The organism is Curtobacterium sp. BH-2-1-1 (genome assembly GCF_001806325.1).
Taxonomy (GTDB): Bacteria; Actinomycetota; Actinomycetes; order Actinomycetales; family Microbacteriaceae; genus Curtobacterium.
In genome coordinates, this window is record NZ_CP017580.1 from 2,953,665 (window position 1) to 2,973,108 (window position 19,444).

General features: G+C 71.8%; 16 protein-coding genes, 1 tRNA gene and 1 pseudogene. 12 read left to right on the forward strand and 6 right to left on the reverse strand.

Translation table 11 applies throughout. From position 1 onward, the window contains the following. The first annotated feature begins 270 nt into the window (after positions 1-270). From BJK06_RS14125 to BJK06_RS14165, 9 genes are all read left to right on the forward strand, one after another. Positions 271-1,269: a TadA family conjugal transfer-associated ATPase gene (locus BJK06_RS14125; protein ID WP_083295274.1), complete on the forward strand. Its 999-nt coding sequence runs from the start codon at positions 271-273 to the stop codon at positions 1,267-1,269. A gap of 8 nt (positions 1,270-1,277) precedes the next feature. Continuing rightward, positions 1,278-2,114, forward strand: coding sequence for a type II secretion system F family protein (locus BJK06_RS14130; RefSeq protein WP_070418414.1), 837 nt, complete (start codon positions 1,278-1,280; stop codon positions 2,112-2,114). An 83-nt stretch (positions 2,115-2,197) separates the two neighbouring features. Continuing rightward, entirely contained in the window at positions 2,198-2,404 is a 207-nt protein-coding gene (locus tag BJK06_RS14135; RefSeq protein ID WP_070418415.1) for a DUF4244 domain-containing protein, read from the forward strand. A gap of 49 nt (positions 2,405-2,453) precedes the next feature. Next, a complete protein-coding gene (locus tag BJK06_RS14140) occupies positions 2,454-2,759 on the forward strand; it encodes a TadE family type IV pilus minor pilin (RefSeq protein WP_083295275.1) in 306 nt (101 codons plus the stop codon). Positions 2,760-3,199: 440 nt separating this feature from the next. Further along, entirely contained in the window at positions 3,200-5,992 is a 2,793-nt protein-coding gene (gene topA / locus BJK06_RS14145) for a type I DNA topoisomerase (protein WP_070419502.1), read from the forward strand. After that, entirely contained in the window at positions 5,989-6,624 is a 636-nt protein-coding gene (tmk, locus tag BJK06_RS14150) for a dTMP kinase (RefSeq protein WP_070418417.1), read from the forward strand. Before topA ends, tmk begins: the two co-directional genes overlap by 4 nt. Positions 6,625-6,649: 25 nt before the next feature. Beyond that, a complete protein-coding gene (locus BJK06_RS14155; protein WP_070418418.1) occupies positions 6,650-7,792 on the forward strand; it encodes a DNA polymerase III subunit delta' in 1,143 nt (380 codons plus the stop codon). A 134-nt stretch (positions 7,793-7,926) separates the two neighbouring features. Then, complete coding sequence (locus BJK06_RS18680; protein ID WP_070418419.1) at positions 7,927-8,571, forward strand: TetR/AcrR family transcriptional regulator; 645 nt, start codon at positions 7,927-7,929, stop codon at positions 8,569-8,571. Positions 8,572-8,615: 44 nt separating this feature from the next. Further along, positions 8,616-8,688 (forward strand) — tRNA-Thr (locus tag BJK06_RS14165). A gap of 142 nt (positions 8,689-8,830) precedes the next feature. Here BJK06_RS14165 and BJK06_RS14170 read toward each other — a convergent pair. After that, complete coding sequence (locus BJK06_RS14170; RefSeq protein ID WP_083295276.1) at positions 8,831-10,510, reverse strand: HAD family acid phosphatase; 1,680 nt, start codon at positions 10,508-10,510, stop codon at positions 8,831-8,833. 168 nt (positions 10,511-10,678) lie between these two features. Here BJK06_RS14170 and BJK06_RS14175 point away from each other — a divergent pair, with 168 nt between their 5' ends. The 3 genes from BJK06_RS14175 to BJK06_RS14185 all read left to right on the forward strand — a co-directional run bounded on the left by BJK06_RS14175 (position 10,679) and on the right by BJK06_RS14185 (position 13,896). Then, positions 10,679-11,659, forward strand: a complete 981-nt coding sequence (locus tag BJK06_RS14175; protein WP_070418420.1) for a Gfo/Idh/MocA family protein — start codon at positions 10,679-10,681, stop codon at positions 11,657-11,659. Positions 11,660-11,758: 99 nt separating this feature from the next. Further along, positions 11,759-13,252: a D-alanyl-D-alanine carboxypeptidase/D-alanyl-D-alanine-endopeptidase gene (gene dacB, locus BJK06_RS14180; protein WP_083295277.1), complete on the forward strand. Its 1,494-nt coding sequence runs from the start codon at positions 11,759-11,761 to the stop codon at positions 13,250-13,252. Positions 13,253-13,275: 23 nt separating this feature from the next. Then, positions 13,276-13,896 (forward strand): isochorismatase family protein, encoded by a 621-nt coding sequence (locus BJK06_RS14185; RefSeq protein ID WP_070418421.1) that lies wholly within the window; start codon positions 13,276-13,278, stop codon positions 13,894-13,896. Between the two features lie 39 nt (positions 13,897-13,935). Here BJK06_RS14185 and BJK06_RS14190 read toward each other — a convergent pair whose 3' ends face one another. From BJK06_RS14190 to ribD, 5 genes and pseudogenes are all read right to left on the reverse strand, one after another. Beyond that, on the reverse strand, positions 13,936-15,756 hold the full coding sequence (locus tag BJK06_RS14190; protein WP_070418422.1) for an ABC transporter ATP-binding protein: 1,821 nt from the start codon (positions 15,754-15,756) through the stop codon (positions 13,936-13,938). 7 nt (positions 15,757-15,763) lie between these two features. After that, positions 15,764-15,979, reverse strand: coding sequence for a hypothetical protein (locus tag BJK06_RS14195; RefSeq protein ID WP_022907338.1), 216 nt, complete (start codon positions 15,977-15,979; stop codon positions 15,764-15,766). A 108-nt stretch (positions 15,980-16,087) separates the two neighbouring features. Continuing rightward, positions 16,088-17,500 (reverse strand): MFS transporter, encoded by a 1,413-nt coding sequence (locus BJK06_RS14200; protein WP_070418423.1) that lies wholly within the window; start codon positions 17,498-17,500, stop codon positions 16,088-16,090. A 212-nt stretch (positions 17,501-17,712) separates the two neighbouring features. Next, positions 17,713-18,339: pseudogene (gene ribA, locus BJK06_RS14205) on the reverse strand (GTP cyclohydrolase II); the annotation flags it as partial. A gap of 29 nt (positions 18,340-18,368) precedes the next feature. Continuing rightward, positions 18,369-19,421 (reverse strand): bifunctional diaminohydroxyphosphoribosylaminopyrimidine deaminase/5-amino-6-(5-phosphoribosylamino)uracil reductase RibD, encoded by a 1,053-nt coding sequence (gene ribD, locus BJK06_RS14210; RefSeq protein ID WP_070419504.1) that lies wholly within the window; start codon positions 19,419-19,421, stop codon positions 18,369-18,371. Positions 19,422-19,444 lie beyond the last annotated feature (23 nt).

The window sequence follows — 19,444 nt, forward strand, 5'->3', positions numbered from 1 at the left end:
GATCCGCGCGGGCATGCCGAAGCGTGGACAGACCTGTCCATGCTCCTGCATGGAACGGCGCGTCGGGTTGTTCGACACGTGTTGCACAACCGAACTCGGCCCCGCTCGGTGGGCCGTGGCGTGCGGGTGTTCCGGTGCTGGGACACCGAGTGGGGTACGGCAATGCGTGCCGGGGTACAAAACGGTCCGTTGCTCGCCGAGCGGGCAGCTCTCCACAGAAGGTGGAGTGGACCGCCGAACGGCGACGGCCGTTCCCTACTCTCTGGTCGCATGCACCGACACCGTGCCGACGCCCCGTTCCTGCCCGGCGCCACGCGACCGATCCGGAGTCGGGACGTCGTCGCCGCCGAGTTCGAGGAGCTCGCCGCGCTCGTCGGCGACGCGGGCGTCACCGACGTGCTCGTGGTCGGCGGCCGCGGGACGTGGGTCGACCGGGGGCGCGGGCTCGAACGAGCCGGACCCGAGCTGCCCGAGCGGCGTGCGCGGGAACTCGCGACCGAACTCGTGGCACGGGGCGGGCGGCACGTCGACGAGACCACGCCCTGCGTCGACGTGCGCCACGGCGACGGCATCCGCGTGCACGTCGTGCTCGCACCCGTCTCCGTCGGTGGGACCGCGGTCTCGATCCGTCTGCCCGCGCCGACCCGGCCGACCCTGCAGTCGCTCGAGGCGCTCGGAGCGTTCGCGCGCGTCCCTCGGTCGGTCCTCGAGCGAGCGGTCGACGAGCGCCGCAACGTGCTCGTCACCGGCGCGACAGGGAGCGGCAAGACCACCATGCTCGCCGCGATGCTGGCGGCCGTCCCGCCCGACGAGCGGATCGTCACCGTCGAGGACGTCGCCGAACTCCGGATCGACCACCCGCACGTCGTCACGCTCGAGGCCCGGCAGGCGAACGCCGAGGGTGCCGGTGCGCTCGGCCTCGACCGGCTCGTCCGCGAAGCGCTCCGCATGCGACCCGACCGCATCGTCGTCGGGGAGTGCCGGGGCGCCGAGGTCCGCGAGCTCCTCTCCGCCCTGAACACCGGGCACGACGGGGGAGCGGGGACGGTGCACGCCAACGGGATCGCCGACGTGGCGGCGCGGCTCGAGGCACTCGGTGCGCTCGCCGGGCTCGGGCCGGAGGCGCTCGCCCGGCAGGCGGTCAGTGCGCTCGACCTGGTGGTGCACGTCGAGCGGCACGCGGGTCGGCGGCGGTTGGGCGCGGTGGGTGCGTTCCGTGTCGGTCCGGACGGGAGGCTCGTGGTCCGTCCGGTGGACCGGTCGCGGTGAGACGGTCGGTGCGCCCACGGCGCGCGGCGCTCGACCCAGCGGCGGCAGCCCGGACGCTGGACCGGGTCGCGACGCTCGTCGCCGCCGGCGTCCCGCCCACGCGGGCGTGGGCACTGGTGGGCGGATTCCCGCAGGACGCCGGCCCCGCGTGGCAGGACGTCGCCGCCGTGCTCCGCGTCGCCGAACACACCGGGGCGCCGTCGGCGGGCACCGTCCGCGCACTCGCCGGAGCGCTCCGGCGGTCGGCGGCATCGGACCGCGCCGTCCTCGTGGCACTCGCCGGTCCACGAGCGAGCGCCCGGGTGGTGCTCGCGTTGCCGCTGCTCGGCCTCGCGCTCGGGTCGACCTGGGGATCGGGTGCCGTCCAGGTACTCGTGGCGTCGCCGATCGGCTGGACCTGCGTCGTCCTCTCCACCGCGCTGGTCGTGCTGGGGCGGGCGTGGACCGCGCGCCTCGTCCGTGCGGCGACGCCCGACGGGCACCTGCCGGGCGTGCTGCTCGACGCGTGGGCGGTCGCGGTGTCGGGTGGTGGGTCGTGGGCGGACGGGGGAGCGGCCGTGCGGACCGCCTTCGCCGACCGACCGTGCCGTGCTGCGGACGGCGAACACCTCCGGGAGGTCCTCGCACTCGCGCAGCGTGCCGGGGTCCCGGCGGCGTCGCTCCTCCGCGCGGCCGCCGAGGACGTCCGCGACGACGTCGCCGCCGCGGGCCTCGCCGCCGCGGAACAGCTCGCGGTCCGACTCGTCCTGCCGCTCGGGGTGTGCGTGCTCCCCGCGTTCGTCCTCGTCGGGGTCGTCCCGGTGGTGGTCGGGGTCCTCTCCTCCACCGTCGTCGACGTCGGCTGATCCTCCACAGATCCGGTGACCGGTCCCGTGTCGAGGGACGCCCGCGGCGAGGCTGGTCGCATCGCACCAGGAAGGACAGTCACATGACCGACACACCCAGCACGCACCGCCAGCCCCTCGGCGCCCGACTCCGGCGACGACTCGACGACGACCGGGGATCGGCGACGGCCGAGTACGCGGTGGTGATCCTCGCCGCCGTCGCGTTCGCCGGGGTCCTCGTCGCCGTGATGCGCTCCGGAGAAGTGCAGAGCATCCTCACGGAACTCGTCCGTGGTGCCCTGTCCCTCTGACCCGTACGCGGCTGACCCGCGCCCGGCGGCGGACGGGGAGCGCGGCACCGTGAGCGTCGAGTTCGCGGTCGTGCTCCCCGTCGTGGCCCTCGTCCTGACCTCGCTCGTCGCCGCGGTGCTCGTCGTCGACGGCCTCGGACGCCTCCAGCTCGCGGCGGCCACGGCGGCACGAGCGTTCGGTCGCGGGGACGACGACGCCGGGCGCGCCGCACTCGAGCACCTCGCACCCGGGGCCGGCATGACGGTGCACCGCGACGGTGGCGTCGTCTGCGTCCGGGCAACACGAGGGGCCGCGGGGCCGTTCGAGGCCGTCCCGCTCCGTGCCACCGGCTGCGCCGCGGAGGACGGACGGTGAACGAGCGCGGGTCCGCCACCGTCCTCCTCTCGGCGGTCGTCGGCGTCGTCCTCGTCGTCCTGACGGCGGCGCTCGCCGGAGCCGGACTGCGCGTGGCCACGATCCGCGCCCAGGCCGCTGCCGACGCCTCGGCGCTCGCCGCTGCGGCGGCCCTCGTCGGGCTCGTCCCGGGCGAACCCTGCGCCGTCGCGACGCGCGTGGCCGCGCGGAACCAGGCAGCCCTCGACACCTGCGTCACGGCTGCCTCCGCCGCCCGGGTCCGGGTCGTGGTCGGCGGCGGACCGTTCGCCGTGGGCGCAGTCGCAGTCGCCGGTCCGGCGGACGACCAGCCCGAACACTATGTGTATGGTGTGCCTGTCGGCCCCCGGTCATCGGTGCCCCGGTCGACCCGGACGCGCTCGTCGTCCAGGGCCGACGCGCACCATCGATCAAGGAGACACGTGCCAGGCACGAAGAAGCTCGTCATCGTCGAGAGCCCCGCGAAGGCCAAGACGATCGCGCAATACCTCGGTGACGGATACGAGGTCCAGGCGTCCGTCGGACACATCCGGGACCTCGTCGAGCCCAAGAACCTGCCGGCGGAGCTCAAGAAGGGCTCGCTCGGCAAGTTCTCGGTGGACGTCGACAACGGCTTCGAGCCCTACTACGTCGTCTCGGACGCGAAGAAGAAGACCGTCTCCGAGCTGAAGCGTGCGCTCAAGGAAGCCGACGAGCTCTACCTCGCAACTGATGAGGACCGCGAAGGCGAGGCCATCGCGTGGCACCTGCTGCAGGTCCTCAAGCCCAAGGTGCCGGTCAAGCGCATGGTCTTCCACGAGATCACGAAGGAGGCGATCCAGCGCGCGCAGGAAGCCACCCGTGAGCTCGACACCGCGCTCGTCGACGCGCAGGAGACCCGCCGCATCCTCGACCGTCTCTACGGGTACGAGGTCTCGCCCGTGCTCTGGCGCAAGATCGGTCCGGGGCTCTCGGCTGGTCGCGTGCAGTCCGCTGCCACGCGTCTCGTCGTCGACCGTGAGCGCGAACGCCTCGCGTTCGTGTCCGCCAACTACTGGGACCTCAGCGCGCGCTTCGAGAAGGAGGGCGACGCCGCCTTCACCGCTCGACTCGCGCGGGTCCAGGGGACCCGGGTCGCCTCCGGTCGTGACTTCGACGACCGCGGTGCCCTGAAGGGCGAGGCCGTCCGCCTCGACGAAGCCGCCGCGGCCGCGCTCACCACCGTGCTCGAGCGTGCCGGTGACGCCACCGTCCGCAGCGTCGAGTCGAAGCCCTACACGCGCCGCCCGGCAGCACCGTTCACGACGTCGACCATGCAGCAGGAAGCGGCGCGCAAGCTCCGCCTCTCGCCGCGACAGACCGCCCGTGCGGCGCAGACGCTGTACGAGAACGGCTACATCACCTACATCCGTACGGACTCGGTCAACCTGTCGAAGCAGGCGCTCGACGCCGCTCGCAAGCAGGCAGCGGACCTCTACGGCGCCGCGACCGTGCCGGACAAGCCGCGCGTCTACGCAAGCAAGAGCAAGAACGCGCAGGAAGCGCACGAGGCGATCCGCCCCGCCGGCGACACCTTCCGCACCCCGTCGCAGCTCGAGGGGACGCTGACCGGTGTCGAGTGGCGCCTCTACGACCTCATCTGGAAGCGCACCATCGCGTCGCAGATGGCGGACGCCAAGGGCTCCACGGCGTCGATCGTGCTCGGCATCTCCTCCGGGGAGTCCGTCGAGGGCATCCCGGCCACGGCGAACGGCACCGACGCCGAGTTCACGGCGTCCGGCACGGTCATCACCTTCCGCGGGTTCCTCAACGCCTACGAAGAGGGCAAGGACGAGGACCGCCACGAGTCCTCGGACCGCTCGGGCAACGACGTGGCGCTGCCGGACGTCAAGGAAGGCGAGCACCTCGCCGTCGACGATGTCGTCGCGAAGGGCCACGACACCACCCCGCCGCCGCGCTACACCGAGGCGAGCCTCATCAAGACGCTCGAAGACCTCGACATCGGTCGCCCGTCGACCTTCCCGACGATCAGCCCGACGATCATCGACCGCGGCTACGTGTCGCTGCGCGGGACCCAGCTCGTGCCGAACTGGATCGCGTTCAGCGTGGTCCGGCTGCTCGAGGAGTACTTCGGTGACCTCGTGCAGTACCAGTTCACGGCCGACATGGAAGCCGACCTCGACCGGATCGCGAACGGCGACGCCGACCGGGTCGACTGGCTCAAGGAGTTCTACTTCGGTGGTGGCGACCAGCGCGGGCTCCGCACGGTCATCGACAACCTCGGCGAGATCGATGCGCGCGAGATCAACTCCGTCGAACTGGCGCCGGGGCTGACCCTCCGCATCGGTCGCTACGGCCCCTACATCGAGGTGCCGAGCGACGACCCCGAGAAGCCCCGTCGCGTCAACGTGCCCGAGGACCTCGCTCCCGACGAGCTCACCGCCGAGAAGGCCCGCGAGCTCGTGGACGCCCCGGTGCTCGGTGACCGCGTCGTCGGCATCAACCCCGAGACCGGAAAAGAGGTCCTCGCGAAGGACGGCCGGTTCGGTCCGTACGTGACCGAGCGCACCCCGGAGCCGGAACCCGCGGTCGACGCCGCGACGGGCGAGGTGCTCGACGCGCAGGCCACGCCGGCCGCCGCCGAGGCGGAGCCCGCAGCGAAGACCACCGCGAAGGGTGCCGCGAAGAAGGCACCGGCGAAGAAGACCACGAAGAAGCCCGCGGCGACCAAGGAGCGCACGGCGTCCCTCTTCAAGTCGATGGACCCGCAGACGGTCGACCTCGAGACGGCGCTGAAGCTGCTCGACCTGCCGCGGGTCGTCGGCAAGGACCCCGAGTCCGGCGACGACATCACCGCGCAGAACGGCCGCTACGGTCCGTACCTCAAGAAGGGCACGGACACCCGGACCCTGCCGGGCGAGGACGCGATCTTCGACATCGACCTCCCCGGTGCGCTCGAGCTCTTCGCCCAGCCCAAGTACGGCGGCCGCAGCTCGGCGAGCGCAGCGCTCAAGGAGTTCGACGCCGACCCGGTGTCCGGCAAGCCGATCAAGATGAAGGACGGACGGTTCGGTCCCTACGTCACGGACGGCGAGACCAACGCGACGATCCCGCGCGGCGAGGACGTCGAGGCGGTCGACCACGCCCGCGCCGTGCAGCTCATCGCGGACAAGCGCGCCAAGGGACCGGTGAAGAAGAAGGCACCGGCGCGGAAGCCTGCGGCCAAGAAGAAGTGACCGGCCGGTTCATCACGCTCGAGGGCGGTGACGGTGCGGGCAAGACGACGCAGGCGGAGCTGCTGACCGCCTGGCTCGAGGAGCACGGCCGGACAGTGGTGCGCACCCGTGAGCCGGGCGGCACCGACCTCGGCACGCGGATCCGCGAGATCGTCCTGCACGAGCGCGGCCACGTCGCGCCTCGGGCCGAGGCCCTGCTCTACGCGGCCGATCGCGCGCACCACGTCGAGACCCTCGTCCGCCCCGCCATCGCTCGAGGCGACGTGGTGCTGCAGGACCGGTACATCGACTCCTCGGTGGCGTACCAGGGGGTCGCGCGCGGCCTCGGCGCCGAGCACATCCGTTCGGTGTCGGACTGGGCGTCGGACGGGCTCACGCCGGACCGCACGATCCTGCTCGACCTCGACGTCACCGTCGGGCGTGCGCGGGTGGCCGCGGCGCGCGGCGACACCTTCGACCGACTCGAGTCCGAGGCCGAGACGTTCCACGAGACGGTCCGCCAGGCGTTCCTCGACATGGCCGCCGCCGAGCCCGAGCGCTTCCTCGTCGTGGACGCGTCCGCCCCGGCCGCGGACGTCCAGCGCGCGATCCGTGCCGCGGTCGGTCCACTGGTCGGGATCGTCGAGGGATGACGGTGGCGGCTGGCAGGATGATCCCGTGAGCGTGTGGGACGGCCTGACAGGGCAAGAGGAAGCGGTCGCGTCGCTCCGCAACGCGGCCGAGTCGCCCGACGGCACCGGTGGCATGACGCACTCGTGGCTGATCACCGGGCCCCCCGGCTCCGGCCGGTCGAACGTCGCGTCCGCCTTCGCCGCCGCACTCGTCGGCAACGGTCCGGACGACGACCACACGCTCCAGCAGATCACCGCGAAGACCCACCCCGACGTCTCGGTCCTGACGACGCAGCGGGTCATCATCACCATCGACGAGATCCGGCAGCTCGTCACGTCGTCGCACTACTCGCCCTCCGTCGGCCGGTACCGCGTGGTGATCATCGAGGACGCGGACCGCATGACGGAACGCACGTCGAACCTGCTCCTCAAGGCGCTCGAGGAACCGCCGGAGCGCACCGTGTGGATCCTCTGCGCCCCGAGCGAGGCCGACCTGCTGCCGACGATCCGGTCGCGCGTGCGGTCGGTCCGCCTCCGCGTGCCGGGCATCGAGTCCGTCGCAGACCTGCTCGTCGCCCGGACCGGTGTGGACCGCGTCCTCGCGATGGACGCCGCACGCCAGGCGCAGAGCCACATCGGCATGGCACAGCGTCTCGCCACCAGCGAGGACGCCCGCGACCGTCGACGCCGCACGCTCAGCACAGTGCTCGGCGTCCGGACCGTCGGAGACGCCGTGATGGCCGCCGCCGACCTGCTCGCCGTCGCCGACGAGGACGCCAAGGCGATCACGCAGCAGCGCGACGCCGAGGAACGTGACGCCGCGATGCGCTCGCTCGGCATCGAGCCCGGCGGCACGATCCCGCCGGCACTCCGTTCGCAGCTGCGCCTGCTCGAGGAAGACCAGAAGCGTCGGGCGACGCGGAGCCTCCGGGACGGGCTGGACCGGATCCTCGTCGATGTCTCGTCGCTGTACCGTGACCTGTTGCTGCTCGGGCTCGGGGCGCCGGCGGAACCGGTGAACCTCGCGATGCGGGAACAGCTCGACCACGCGCTGCAGTCGGTGCCCCCGGCCGCTGCGCTCGAGGTGCTCGACGCCATCGCGCTCGCTCGGCAGCGCATCGCCGCGAACGTGGCGGCCCTCCTCGCGCTCGAGGCGCTGCTCGTCACCATCGCCCGCGCGCGCCGCTGACCCGCGCCCTGGGCGGGACCACCTGCCCGAGGTGAGATGCAGGACGCGCTCACACCGCGCCTCCAGGCCGTCCCGAACCGCACCCTGTGACGTTCCCCATCCGCCCGCGCCCCCGCGCATGGGACAATCACCGCATGTCCGACGCAGAACCCGGCCTGCGCGAGCGGAAGCGCCGCGCCACCCGACTCGCGATCCAGCAGGCCGCGCTCCGCATCGCGATCGAGGAGGGGCTCGCGGCGGTGACGGTCGACGAGATCTCGCGGCGTGCGGACGTGTCGCCGCGGACGTTCTTCAACTACTTCTCGAACAAGGAAGGCGCGATCCTCGGCGACGATCCCACGCTGCCGGACGACGACACCCTCGCGGACTTCGTGGCCGGTGGGCCGACGGGGGACCTGCTGGCCGACCTCGGGGCGTTGCTCGTGCACTCGACGCGCGAACTCATCGAGGAGCGCGGGCTGATCGAGGAGCGGCAGCAGGTGCTCCGCGCCGCGCCGGAGCTCTTCAGCCGGCGGATGGAGTCGATGAAGGAGTTCCAGGCGGCGATCGAGGGGGCCATCGTGGCGCGCTTCGCGGCGGCCGCGGACGGAGCTCCGGACGCCTCCGGCGAGACCCCGGAGCGGCGTCGTCGGGCGCGGCTGGCGTCCCTCGTGGCACTGGCTGCGCTGCGGCACGCGTGGTGGGAGTGGTCGGACGCGGGGTCGGACACCCACCTCGTCGACGAGCTCGAACGGTCGTTCGCCGACCTCGACGCGCTCGTTTCGCGTTCGCTCGTCTGAACCTGTATAGTCGTGTCCCGTGCCGCTCCGGCAACGGAGCGTCCGCCGCCTTAGCTCAGTCGGCAGAGCGATTCACTCGTAATGAATAGGTCGTCGGTTCGATTCCGACAGGCGGCTCCGAGAAGCCCCGGTCAGACAGTGTCTGACCGGGGCTTTCTGCTTCCCGAACCGGGCGCCGGGCGCCGGGCCCGGCCCGGCCGCCGGGCCCGAGCCGGGCCCGAGCCGGGCCGGGCGCCTGCGCGCCGGGCCCGACCCGGCCTCAGGGTAGGTAGTACGTCGGGTTCGGCAGCTTCACACTCCGGTCCGCGGACCCACCGAGCAGGTCGCTGTACTGGTCGCCGAAGTTCGCCACCACGTCGTACCGCCCACCCGAGCGCGACTCGATGTGCGCACGGGTCTGCGACTTGTACTCGACGGTGGTGCACTTCGCCGTGGCGCAGGTGATGTACGACGGCTGCTGCGAGGCCCCGACGCCGGTCCACTTCGTGTAGTACGTCTGCGTCCCGCGCTGCGTCGCCGCGAACTGCGGGTACCCGACCTTCTGCAGGTTCCCGATCGTGGCGGTCTTCTGGTCGTCGTTGCGCCCGGTGAGCCCGATGATCGTGCAGCCGGAGCGCTGGGCGATCGACACGAGCGAGGTCATCGACGGGGTGGCGGGGAAGCGCTCGTCCTGCACCCACTCGTCCTGGCGGGCGGGATCGAACACGAAGTGCATGTCGGCGACCTCCATGTCGTAGGTCCACAGGGTGGTGTCGTCGGCGTCGAGCACGATGGCGGGGTTGCGGTGGAGCTTCCGGCCGACGGCGCACTGGGCGGCGACGACGGGAGCCTGCTTCCGGACGATGGAGCGCATCTCGCGGATGTAGGGCGAGTCGGTGCGGTTCGCGAAGCCGGTGCCGGGGTCGCCGTAGTACGTCGCGATGGTCGACTTCACGGAGTCGATGTTCGGGATGCCCTCGCCGCTCTGGGTGGCGCCGGAGGAGCCGTCGGCGGCCATGGTGAAGTGCGTGCGGGGCGTCAAGCGCGGCTCGGACAGGCCGGGCAGGTCGGCCGAGGGCAGGTAGTAGGTCGGGTTCGGCAGCTTCACGGAGCGGTCGGCGTACCCGCCCTGCAGGTCGCTCCACTGGTCACCGACGTTGAGCGCGATGTCGTAGCCGAGGTCCTGCTCGATGTGCTTCCGCGTGAGCGCCTTGTACTCGACGGTCGTGCACTTCGCCGTGGCGCAGGTGATGTACGACGGCTGCTGGGACGCACCGACTCCGGTCCACTTCGTGAAGAAGCGGTCCTGGGCGAACGCGGTGTAGCCGACCTTCGACAGGTTCTGGACGGTGGCGGCCTTCTGGTCGTCGTTCCGACCGGTGAGTCCGAAGACCGTGAACCCGAGCGACTGCGCCCGGTTCACGAAGCCGACCATCGACGGCGTCGGGGGGAAGCGCTCGTCCTGCACCCACTCGTCCTGGCGGGCCGGGTCGAACACGAAGTGCATGTCCGCGACCTCCATGTCGTAGGTCCACAGCGTCGTGTCGTCGGCGTCGAGGACGATCGCGGGCTTCTCGCCGCGACGGACCGCGGCGTCGTGGATGCGCTGCAGCTGGGCGCTCTGCCGGTCGATGATGGACCGCATCTCGCGGATGTAGGGGGAGTCGGTGCGGTTCGCGAGTCCGGTGCCGGGGTCGCCGTAGTACGTCGCGATGGTCTTCTTGACCGAGTCGATGTTCGGGATGCCCTCGCCGCCCTGGCTCGCGCCGGAGGAGCCGTCGGCCGCCATCGTGAACTGCGTCCGGGGCTGCAGTCCCGCGTCGGCCGAGTGTCCCGGCGGTGCCCAGCCGTGTCCGGGCGATCCCCAGTCGTGCGCGGTCGCCGGGGTGACACCGACGAGGGTCGAGGTGATGACGATGGCCGCGCTCGTGGCGACGACGGACAGGACGGATCGGCGCATGGAGGACCTGATCGCTTTCTGCTGGGGGAGCGGCCGTCGGACGCGACCGCTGGACCCCCGTTCAGGGGGTGCAGCAGCACGCTAGCTGGCAATCACCAGTGCAGTCCATACCAAAGTGCTGCGGGCGGACCGCGGTGTGCCGACAGTGGCCCCTGGTAGACAGGTCCTATGACGGTTCGCTGGGGAGTCATCGGTACGGGCGGCATCGCACGGTCCTTCGTGGGCGACTGCACGGCCGCGGGGGTCGAGTTCGTCGCGGTCGGCAGCCGGACGCTCGCGAGCGCCGAGACGTTCGCGGCCGAGTTCGGGATCCCGCGGGCGCACGGCTCCTACGAGGACCTCGTCGCCGACGACGGCGTCGACGCCGTGTACGTCGCGACACCGCACTCGCGGCACGCGGCGGACGCACTGCTCGCCATCGAGGCCGGCAAGCACGTCCTCGTCGAGAAGGCCTTCACGATCACGGCGGACGAGGCCCGCCTGGTGGTCGACGCCGCCCGGCGCGCCGACGTCGCCGTCATGGAGGCGATGTGGACGCGCTTCCTCCCGCAGATGTCGATGATCCGCGAGCTCGTGGCCGAGGGCCGCATCGGGCGGGTCCGGCTCGTCGAGGCGACGCACCACCAGGCGCTGCCGTCCGACCCGGCACACCGGTTGAACGACCCGGCGCTCGGCGGTGGCGCGATGCTCGACCTCGGCATCTACCCGATCTCCTTCGCGGTCGACGTCCTCGGCGTGCCCACGTCGGTCGTCGCCGCGGGCACCCTGAGCGAGCAGGGCGTCGACACCCAGATGGGCCTGGTGCTGACGCACGAGGGCGGGACCCAGTCGATGCTCCACTTCGGGCTCGACCTCCGCAGTCCGAACACCGCCTCGGTCATCGGCGAGGACGGCCGCATCGACCTGGACTCGACGTGGTTCACGCCGACGACCTGGCGGCTCCGCGACCGCGACGGGAACGTCGTCGAGGAGTTCGACGGGCGCGAGGAACTCACCGGCTACGCGCACGAGGTCCGCGCGTTCGAGTCGATGGTCGAGTCCGGCACCCACGAGGGCGGCCCGATGGACCCCGAGGAGACCGTCGCGATCATGGCCCTCATGGACGAGGCCCGCCGACAGGTCGGCGTCCGGTACCCGGCCGACGGCTGACGCGACCGACCGACGGCTGACGCCCGGAAGGGCGCGGAACGTCCGGATCCGGGAAGTGGGCCTGGAGGCTCCTCCCGCAGTTCCGTAGGATCGTTCGCGATGTCCGACCAGCAGCCTTCACCGCGCGGCGTCGCGGACCGCCTCCGCGACGCGCGCACCGCCGTCCGCGCCTCGTTCGCCCGCCGCCCGGTGCCGTGGATCGCGGGTGGCCTCGCGGCCGTGCTCGTGCTCGGGTCCGGCGGTGCCGTGGCCGTGGCAGCGGCGACGATGCCCACCCCGACCACCACGGCGGCCGCGACGGCGTCCGCCACCGCGTCGAGCAGCCCCGCACCGACGACGGCCGCCCCCACCCCGACACCGACGCCGAGCGGCCGCGCGGTGCCGGACGACGCCGCGGGCCCCTCCGCCCTCCGGACCTGCACGATCACGAACGCCGCCTCGGCGAGCGGCCTCGGCGCGTTCGAGGGGTACGTCATGAACGCGAAGACCGGCGAGGTGCTGTTCTCGCGCAACGGTGACGAGGCCGCACAGACCGGCAGCGTGATGAAGACCCTGACGACGGCGACCGCGCTGGCCGTCCTCGGCGGCGACCACCGCATCCCGACCACCGTGACGAAGGAGTCCGGCGGTGCGATCGCCCTCGTCGGCCACGGTGACGCCACGCTCTCGGCAGGCGGAGCGACGGTGTACCCGGGCGCCCCGACGCTCGCGCAGCTCGCCCAGCAGGTGAAGGCGAAGCTCGGCAACACCCCGGTGACGACGATCGTCACGGACGACACGTACTGGAACGACGCCGACGCCTGGGACCCCACCTGGCCGGTGAGCGAGCGGACGATCGGCTACCAGCCGAACGTCACGGCGCTCATGGTCGACGGTGACCGCGCGAACCCGGGTGCCCAGACCTCGCCGCGCTCCACCGACCCGGTCGGTCGCGCCGGGGACCTGTTCCGCACGGCCCTCGCGAACGCCGGGGTCGCCGGTGCGGGGAACGCGCAGATCGTCAAACGTGCGACGACCAGCACGGACACGATCGCCACGGTCTCCTCGCAGCCGGTGTCGACGCTCATCGGGCAGATGATCCCGAACTCGGACAACACCCTCGCCGAGATGCTCGCGCGGATCTCGTCGAAGGAGTCCGGCTCGGACGGCTCCGCGGCCTCGCTGACCGCCGTGTACCAGGCGGCCCTGAAGTCGTACGGCGTCGACCCGGCCGGCATCGTCATCAAGGACGGCTCGGGGGAGAGCGCCGCGAACGCCGTGTCGCCGAACTTCGTCGCGCACCTCATGGTGCAGGTCGCCGCTGGTGCGAAGGGCCTCGGGACGCTCGCGAACGCCCTGCCGGTGTCCGGGCAGTCCGGCACGCTGGCCAGTCGGTTCACCGGGGCGAACGCCGTCGCCCGGGGCAAGGTGCACGCGAAGACCGGGTGGATCGACAGCGCCAACACCCTCGGCGGCTACATCGACGCGGCCGACGGCACCCGGCTGACGTTCGCCTTCTACGCGATCGGGTCCTCGCGGGCCGCGGCGCTGCCCGCACTCGACGCGGTGACGGCGGCGACGTACTCGTGCGGGAGCAGGCTCACCGGCTCCTGAGGCCGCGGGTGTTGGATGGACCCATGTCCAGGGCACTCCTCGTCGTCGACGTCCAGAACGACTTCACCGAGGGCGGTGCCCTCGGTGTGACCGGCGGGGACGACCTCGCGCGACGCATCACCGCGTTCCTCGGTCGGCACGCCGACGAGTACGACCTCATCGTCGGCTCCCGCGACTGGCACCACGGCGACGACGACAACGGCGGCCACTTCGCCGGTCCCGAGGGTCCGGACTACGAGACGACCTGGCCGGTGCACTGCGTCGCCGGGACCCCGGGGGCCGAGTACCACCCGCGGCTCGACACCGCTCCGATCGACGTGCACGTCTTCAAGGGGCAGGGCACGCCGGACTACTCGGCGTTCCAGGCGCGCACCGAGGACGGCGTCCCGCTGCCCGAGGTCCTCGCCGAGCGCCGCGTCGTGACGATCGACGTGGTCGGCATCGCCACCGACCACTGCGTGCGCGCCTCGGCGCTCGACGCCCGGGCGGCGGGATACGACGTCGCGGTCTACGACGACCTGGTGGTCGGGGTGGACGACGCCCGGAGTGCGCGGGCGCTCGACGAGATCCGCGCCGCAGGTGGGCACGTCGACCACAGCGACATGGACGAGGGACTGGCGAACCCCGACGGCGCGCTCCTCTGACCCCAGCGCGCGGAAGTCGGGCGGTGGCCCTCCGCGGCTTCAGACGAGCAGCTGGTGCTTCGCCAGGTCGCGGTAGAGCGGCGTCGACTCGACGAGTTCCGAGTGGGTCCCGACGCCGACGACCCGGCCGTGCTCGAGCACGACGATCACGTCCGAGTCCACCACCGTGGACAGTCGGTGCGCGATCACGAGCAGCGTGCGGTCCTCGGCCACGGCGTCGATCGCGAGGCGCATCTTCTGCTCGTTGACGCCGTCGAGCGACGAGGTGGACTCGTCGAGCAGCAGGATCGGCGGAGCGGCGAGGAGTGCCCGGGCGATCGCGAGCCGCTGCCGTTCACCGCCGGAGAGCATGACGCCGTCCTCGCCGACCTGGGCGTCGAGGCCGCGGGGGTCGCGGTGCAGGACCTCGCCGAGGTTGACGGCCTCGAGCACGCGGACGCAGTCGTCCTCGGTGGCGTCCGGTGAACCGAGCAGCAGGTTCGCCCGGATCGTGCCGGCGAGCACCGGAGCGTCCTGTTCGACGTACCCGATCTGCGCGCGGAGCTCGGCGCGGTCGAGGCCACGGACGTCGACGCCGCCGAGCCGGATGACGCCGTCGGTCGGGTCGTAGAACCGTTCGATGAGGGCGAGTGTGGTCGACTTGCCCGCGCCGGACGGACCCACGAGTGCGACCCGCGATCCGCGGGGGACCCGGAAGGACACGTCGTGCAGCACCACGTCGTCGGAGGCGGTGTCGTCGTCGACGGCCGGCTCGGCGCCGTCCGCACCGGAGGCCTGGGCCGGACGCGCGTACCGGAACGACACGTGTTCGAAGGCGATCGCGTCGTCGCTCTCCACCGCGGCGGCGACGCGGACGGCCTGGTCGTCCTGCGCCTCGGTCGGGAGGTGCAGGATCTCCTCGATCCGGCCGAGCGCACCGAGCGCCTGGGCGACGGCGACGGCAGCGCCCATGGCCTGGCCGAGCGGCATGATCATCATGAAGAGCAGCAGGATGAACGTGATGAGCGTCGCGATCGTGATGGTGCCGGCTGCGACCTGTGCACCACCGACGCCGAGGACGGCGATGAACGCGACCTGCATGACGATGCTCGCGACGGGCACCACGAACGCCGACATCCGCGCGATGTCGAGGCCACGACGGTAGGCCTCGGTCGCGTGGCCGTCGACCTCGTGCACCTCGCGCTCGGTGGCACCGGCGGCACGGATCGTGCGGACGGCACCGATGCCGCGTTCGACCGCCGCGGTGAGGTCGCCGACCTTCTCCTGCGCGCGCTTCGACGCGACGCGGATGCGGCGGCTGAGCCCGCCGACGACGACGATCGCGACGAGCACGATGACGACGACGATGCCGAGGAGCAGCGGGTCGATGACGGCCATCGCGATGATGGCGCCGATGAACGTCAGGGCGCCGCCGATCGACTCGATGAGGCCCTGCGTCAGCACGGCGCGCAGCAGTGTCGTGTCGCTGCCGACGCGGGAGACGAGGTCGCCGGTGCGGCGCGTGTCGAACTCGGAGATCGGCAGGTTGAGGATGCGAGCGATGAGCTTCCGCCGGGTGGACAGGACGACGCCTTCACCCGCGCGCTGCAGCAGGAAGTGCTGCACACCGTTGAGGACACCCGCGACGATGACGAGTCCGACGAGCAGCCAGACGAGGGTGCTCAGCGTGTTGCCGTGCTGGACGGCGGTGATGACCTGGTTGACGAGCAGCGGCTGCGCGAGGGACGCACCGGCACCGAGGACGCTCAGCACGATGATGACGACCATCGCGGGCTTGTTCTCGAACAGGTAGCTCAGCAGTCGGCCGAACGTGGCGCGGGGACCGTCGGTCTTCTTGGGTCTGGCGAAGGGGGAGCTCATCGTGTTCCTAGTTTCTGCCGTACTTCTTGTGCACTGCCTGGCGGCTGACGCCGAGCAGCGTCGCGATCTCCTGCCACGAGGCGCCGGCGTTCCGGGCACGTCGGGCGGCGAGTTCCTCGGTCCGGTCGAGCTCACGACGGAGTTCGCGCACGCTGGCGAGGGCGGAGAACGGGTCGTCTCCGGCTGCGCCGGCGGCGAGGCTCGTGATGGTCGGTCGGTCCACGCGTGTCAACCTACATTGACACACCGACGGATGTCAACCCGGGTTGACGACGGACGGGAGGCGCGGTGCCAGCCGGCACCGCGCCTCCCGTCTGTGCAGGTGGTCGCGTCAGGCGCGCGCGTCCACCGGTGCTGCGTCCGGTTCACCGGCGGTGTCCGCCGCGTCGAGCGCGGCGCTCTTCGTCTCACGGATGAAGAACAGGGCGACGAGCGTCACGACCGCGGCGATCGTGAGGTAGAGCCCGACCAGGAAGATGTTGCCGTCCGGCTGCCACAGCGCGAGCGCGATGGTCGGAGCGAGCGAAGCGCCGAGGATCGACGCGACGTTGTAGGCGATCGCCGAACCCGTGTAGCGCACGTTCGTCGGGAAGAGCTCCGGCAGCAGGGCGCCCATCGGACCGAACGTCAGGCCCATCAGCGACAGTCCCACGATCAGGAACGTCACCACCGTGATCGGACCGGTCGACGCGGCGAACCAGAACTGGAACGTCAGGCCGAAGAGCGCGATGCCGATCGTGGTCGGGATGAGCGTGCGACGACGACCGAACTTGTCGGCGAGGATGCCTGCGATCGGCGTGAAGATGCCGAAGAACACGACGCCGATCATGAGCAGCGTGAGGAACTCGCCACGGGTGTAGCCGAGGCCGATCTTCGGGACGAGGGGGCCGGCCTCGGCGCCCGTGGTGCCGTAGGACAGCGTGAACGTCGTCATGAAGTAGAAGAGGACGTAGGTCGCGACCATGCCGAAGGTGCCGACGATCACGGCGCGCCACGAGGTGCGGAACACCCGGCCGAGCGGGACCTTGGCGACCGAACCGGACTCCTGGACGCCACGGAACACCGTCGACTCGACGAGCTTGAACCGCACGTAGAGGCCCACGATCACCAGGACGGCCGACAGCAGGAACGGGAGTCGCCAGCCCCAGGCCTGGAAGTCCGGGTTCGGGGTGCCGTCGGCGCCGGCGGGCATCGCCGCGTTGATCGCGATGAACAGGCCGTTGGCGAGCAGGAAGCCGATCGGGGCACCGAGCTGCGGCATCGAGCCGAACACCCCGCGCTTGCCCTTCGGGGCGTTCTCGGTCGCGAGCAGTGCCGCCCCCGACCACTCGCCACCGAGCCCGACGCCCTGGGCGAAGCGCATCACGGCGAGGAGCACCGGCGCCCAGATGCCGATCGAGTCGAACGTCGGCAGGCAGCCGATGAGGAACGTCGCGGTGCCCATCACGAGCAGGGACGCCACGAGGGTCGCCTTGCGGCCGACGCGGTCGCCGAAGTGGCCGAAGATGATCGACCCGACCGGGCGGGCGAAGAACGCGAGGGCGAACGTGACGAACGAGGACAGCTGCGATGCCGTCGGGTCCTCGTTCGGGAAGAAGAGCGTCGGGAAGACGAGGACCGCGGCGGTCGCGTAGACGTAGAAGTCGTAGAACTCGATGGAGGTGCCGACGAGGCTGGCGATCACGACGCGGGAGCGCGGGTTGCCTGCGGTCTTCGGGGATGCGGGTGCCGGTGCGGCGGACATGGGGTGAGGAGACTCCGTGGATGACGCTCGGGGGGAGCGCAGCGGTGTTCCGGACGGCGGACACCGATCGGTTCGCGCGGGGTGGCGCGGGCACTGATCGGGTGCGTTCGGTTCGGGGTGGTGTACCGCTTGTGACGGGGGCCACCATTGTACGACAGATGTCGTGAACCTGCGAATCCGCTGGATCGTGGCCGGGTCGGGCCGGCGCTCGGTCAGGCCAGCGGGCTGCCCGCTTCGAGGTGCGCGGGGAGCTGGTGCCCCATCCGGTCGCGCTTCGTGTCGAGGTACGCCGCGTTCTGCGCGGAGACGCCGACGACCAGCGGCACCAGGCTCTCGACCGTGATGCCGTGCTCCTCGAGCTGGCGACGCTTCTCCGGGTTGTTCGACAGGAGGCGGACGGTGGTGATGCCGAGGTCGGCGAGGATGCCGGCCGCGCCGCCGTACGCCCGCGAGTCGGCGGGGAGACCGAGCGCGAGGTTCGCGTCGAGCGTGTCGAGGCCGTCCTCCTGCAGGCGGTAGGCCTTGAGCTTGTTGATGAGACCGATGCCGCGGCCCTCTTGCCCGCGGAGGTAGATCACGACGCCGCCCTCGGCCGCGATCGTGTCGAGCGCGGCGTCGAGCTGCGGGCCGCACTCGCACTTGAGGGACCCGAACGCCTCGCCCGTCAGGCACTCCGAGTGCACCCGGACGAGGGCGCCGTCGCGCGGTGCTGCGCCGTCCGGGCCGGTGGCGATGATCGCGACGTGCTCGGCGCTCGTCACGAGGTCGCGGTACGCGCGCATCTCGAACGTGCCGTGCGTGGTCGGGACGTTCGTCGACACCTCGAACTGGACCGGGCTCCCGGGGGTGGGGGAGGTGAGTGCATCGGTCATGTGGTGCTCCGGTCGTTCTGGGGCCCCGCGATCCCGGGCTCGGCCGCCGCCGGCCGGGGTGCGCGGTGGGGTCGTGCTCGGACCAGCAGGTCGGGGCCGAGGCTGGTGGTCGATAGTACGTCCAACCGCCGACGCTCGCCGATGCTTCCCACACCGACGTCACGGAGGGCGACACGGGGGCCGCCGAGCAGGACGGGCGCGAGGTAGACGAGGTACTCGTCCACCAGACCCGCCGCGATGAGCGCCGAGGCGACGGTGGGTCCGCCCTCGACGAACACCGAGTGCACGCCGTGGTCCCGCAGTGCCTGGAGCGAGGCGGCGAGGTCGTGGCCGGACAGCGTCAGCAGGGCGCGAGGGTGGCGGCGGACCGCGGCGTCGTCCGGGACCGGCCGGTCGCCGAACACCACCGGGACGGGCTGGTCGGCGAGGAGTTCCCCGGCGTCGCCCCGCGCGGTGAGGCTCGGGTCGTCGGCGAGGACCGTGCCCGTCCCGACGAGGATCGCGTCGTGCGCGGCGCGCTGTTCGTGGACGTGCTGGCGTGCGGCCGCACCGGTGATCCACTGGCTCGTGCCGTCTGCTGCTGCAGCCCGGCCGTCGAGGCTCGATGCCCACTTCACCGTCACCCACGGGCGTCCGAGGCGCACCGAGAGGAGCCAGCGCTCGAGGAAGTCCTCGACCTCGTCGGCGAGGACGCCCGAGACGACGTCGACTCCGCCGGACCGGAGTCGCTCGGCACCCCCGTGGGCTGCCGGCCCGGGGTCGTCGACGGCGTACACGACGCGGCCGATCCCCGCTTCGAGCAGGGAGACGGCGCACGGACCGGTGCGACCGGTGTGGTTGCAGGGTTCGAGGGTGACGACGGCGGTCGCGCCGACCAGGTGTGCGGGGTCGACCTTCGACATCGCGTCGACCTCGGCGTGCGGGGTGCCGGCGCCCTTGTGCCAGCCCTCGGCGAGGACCGCTCCGTCGGGGGAGAGGATCACGGCGCCGACGCGGACGTGGTCACCGACCGCGGGGCCGAGGGCCGCGAGCTCGAGGCCACGGCGCATCGCACGGAGCTCGGCCGGCGAGA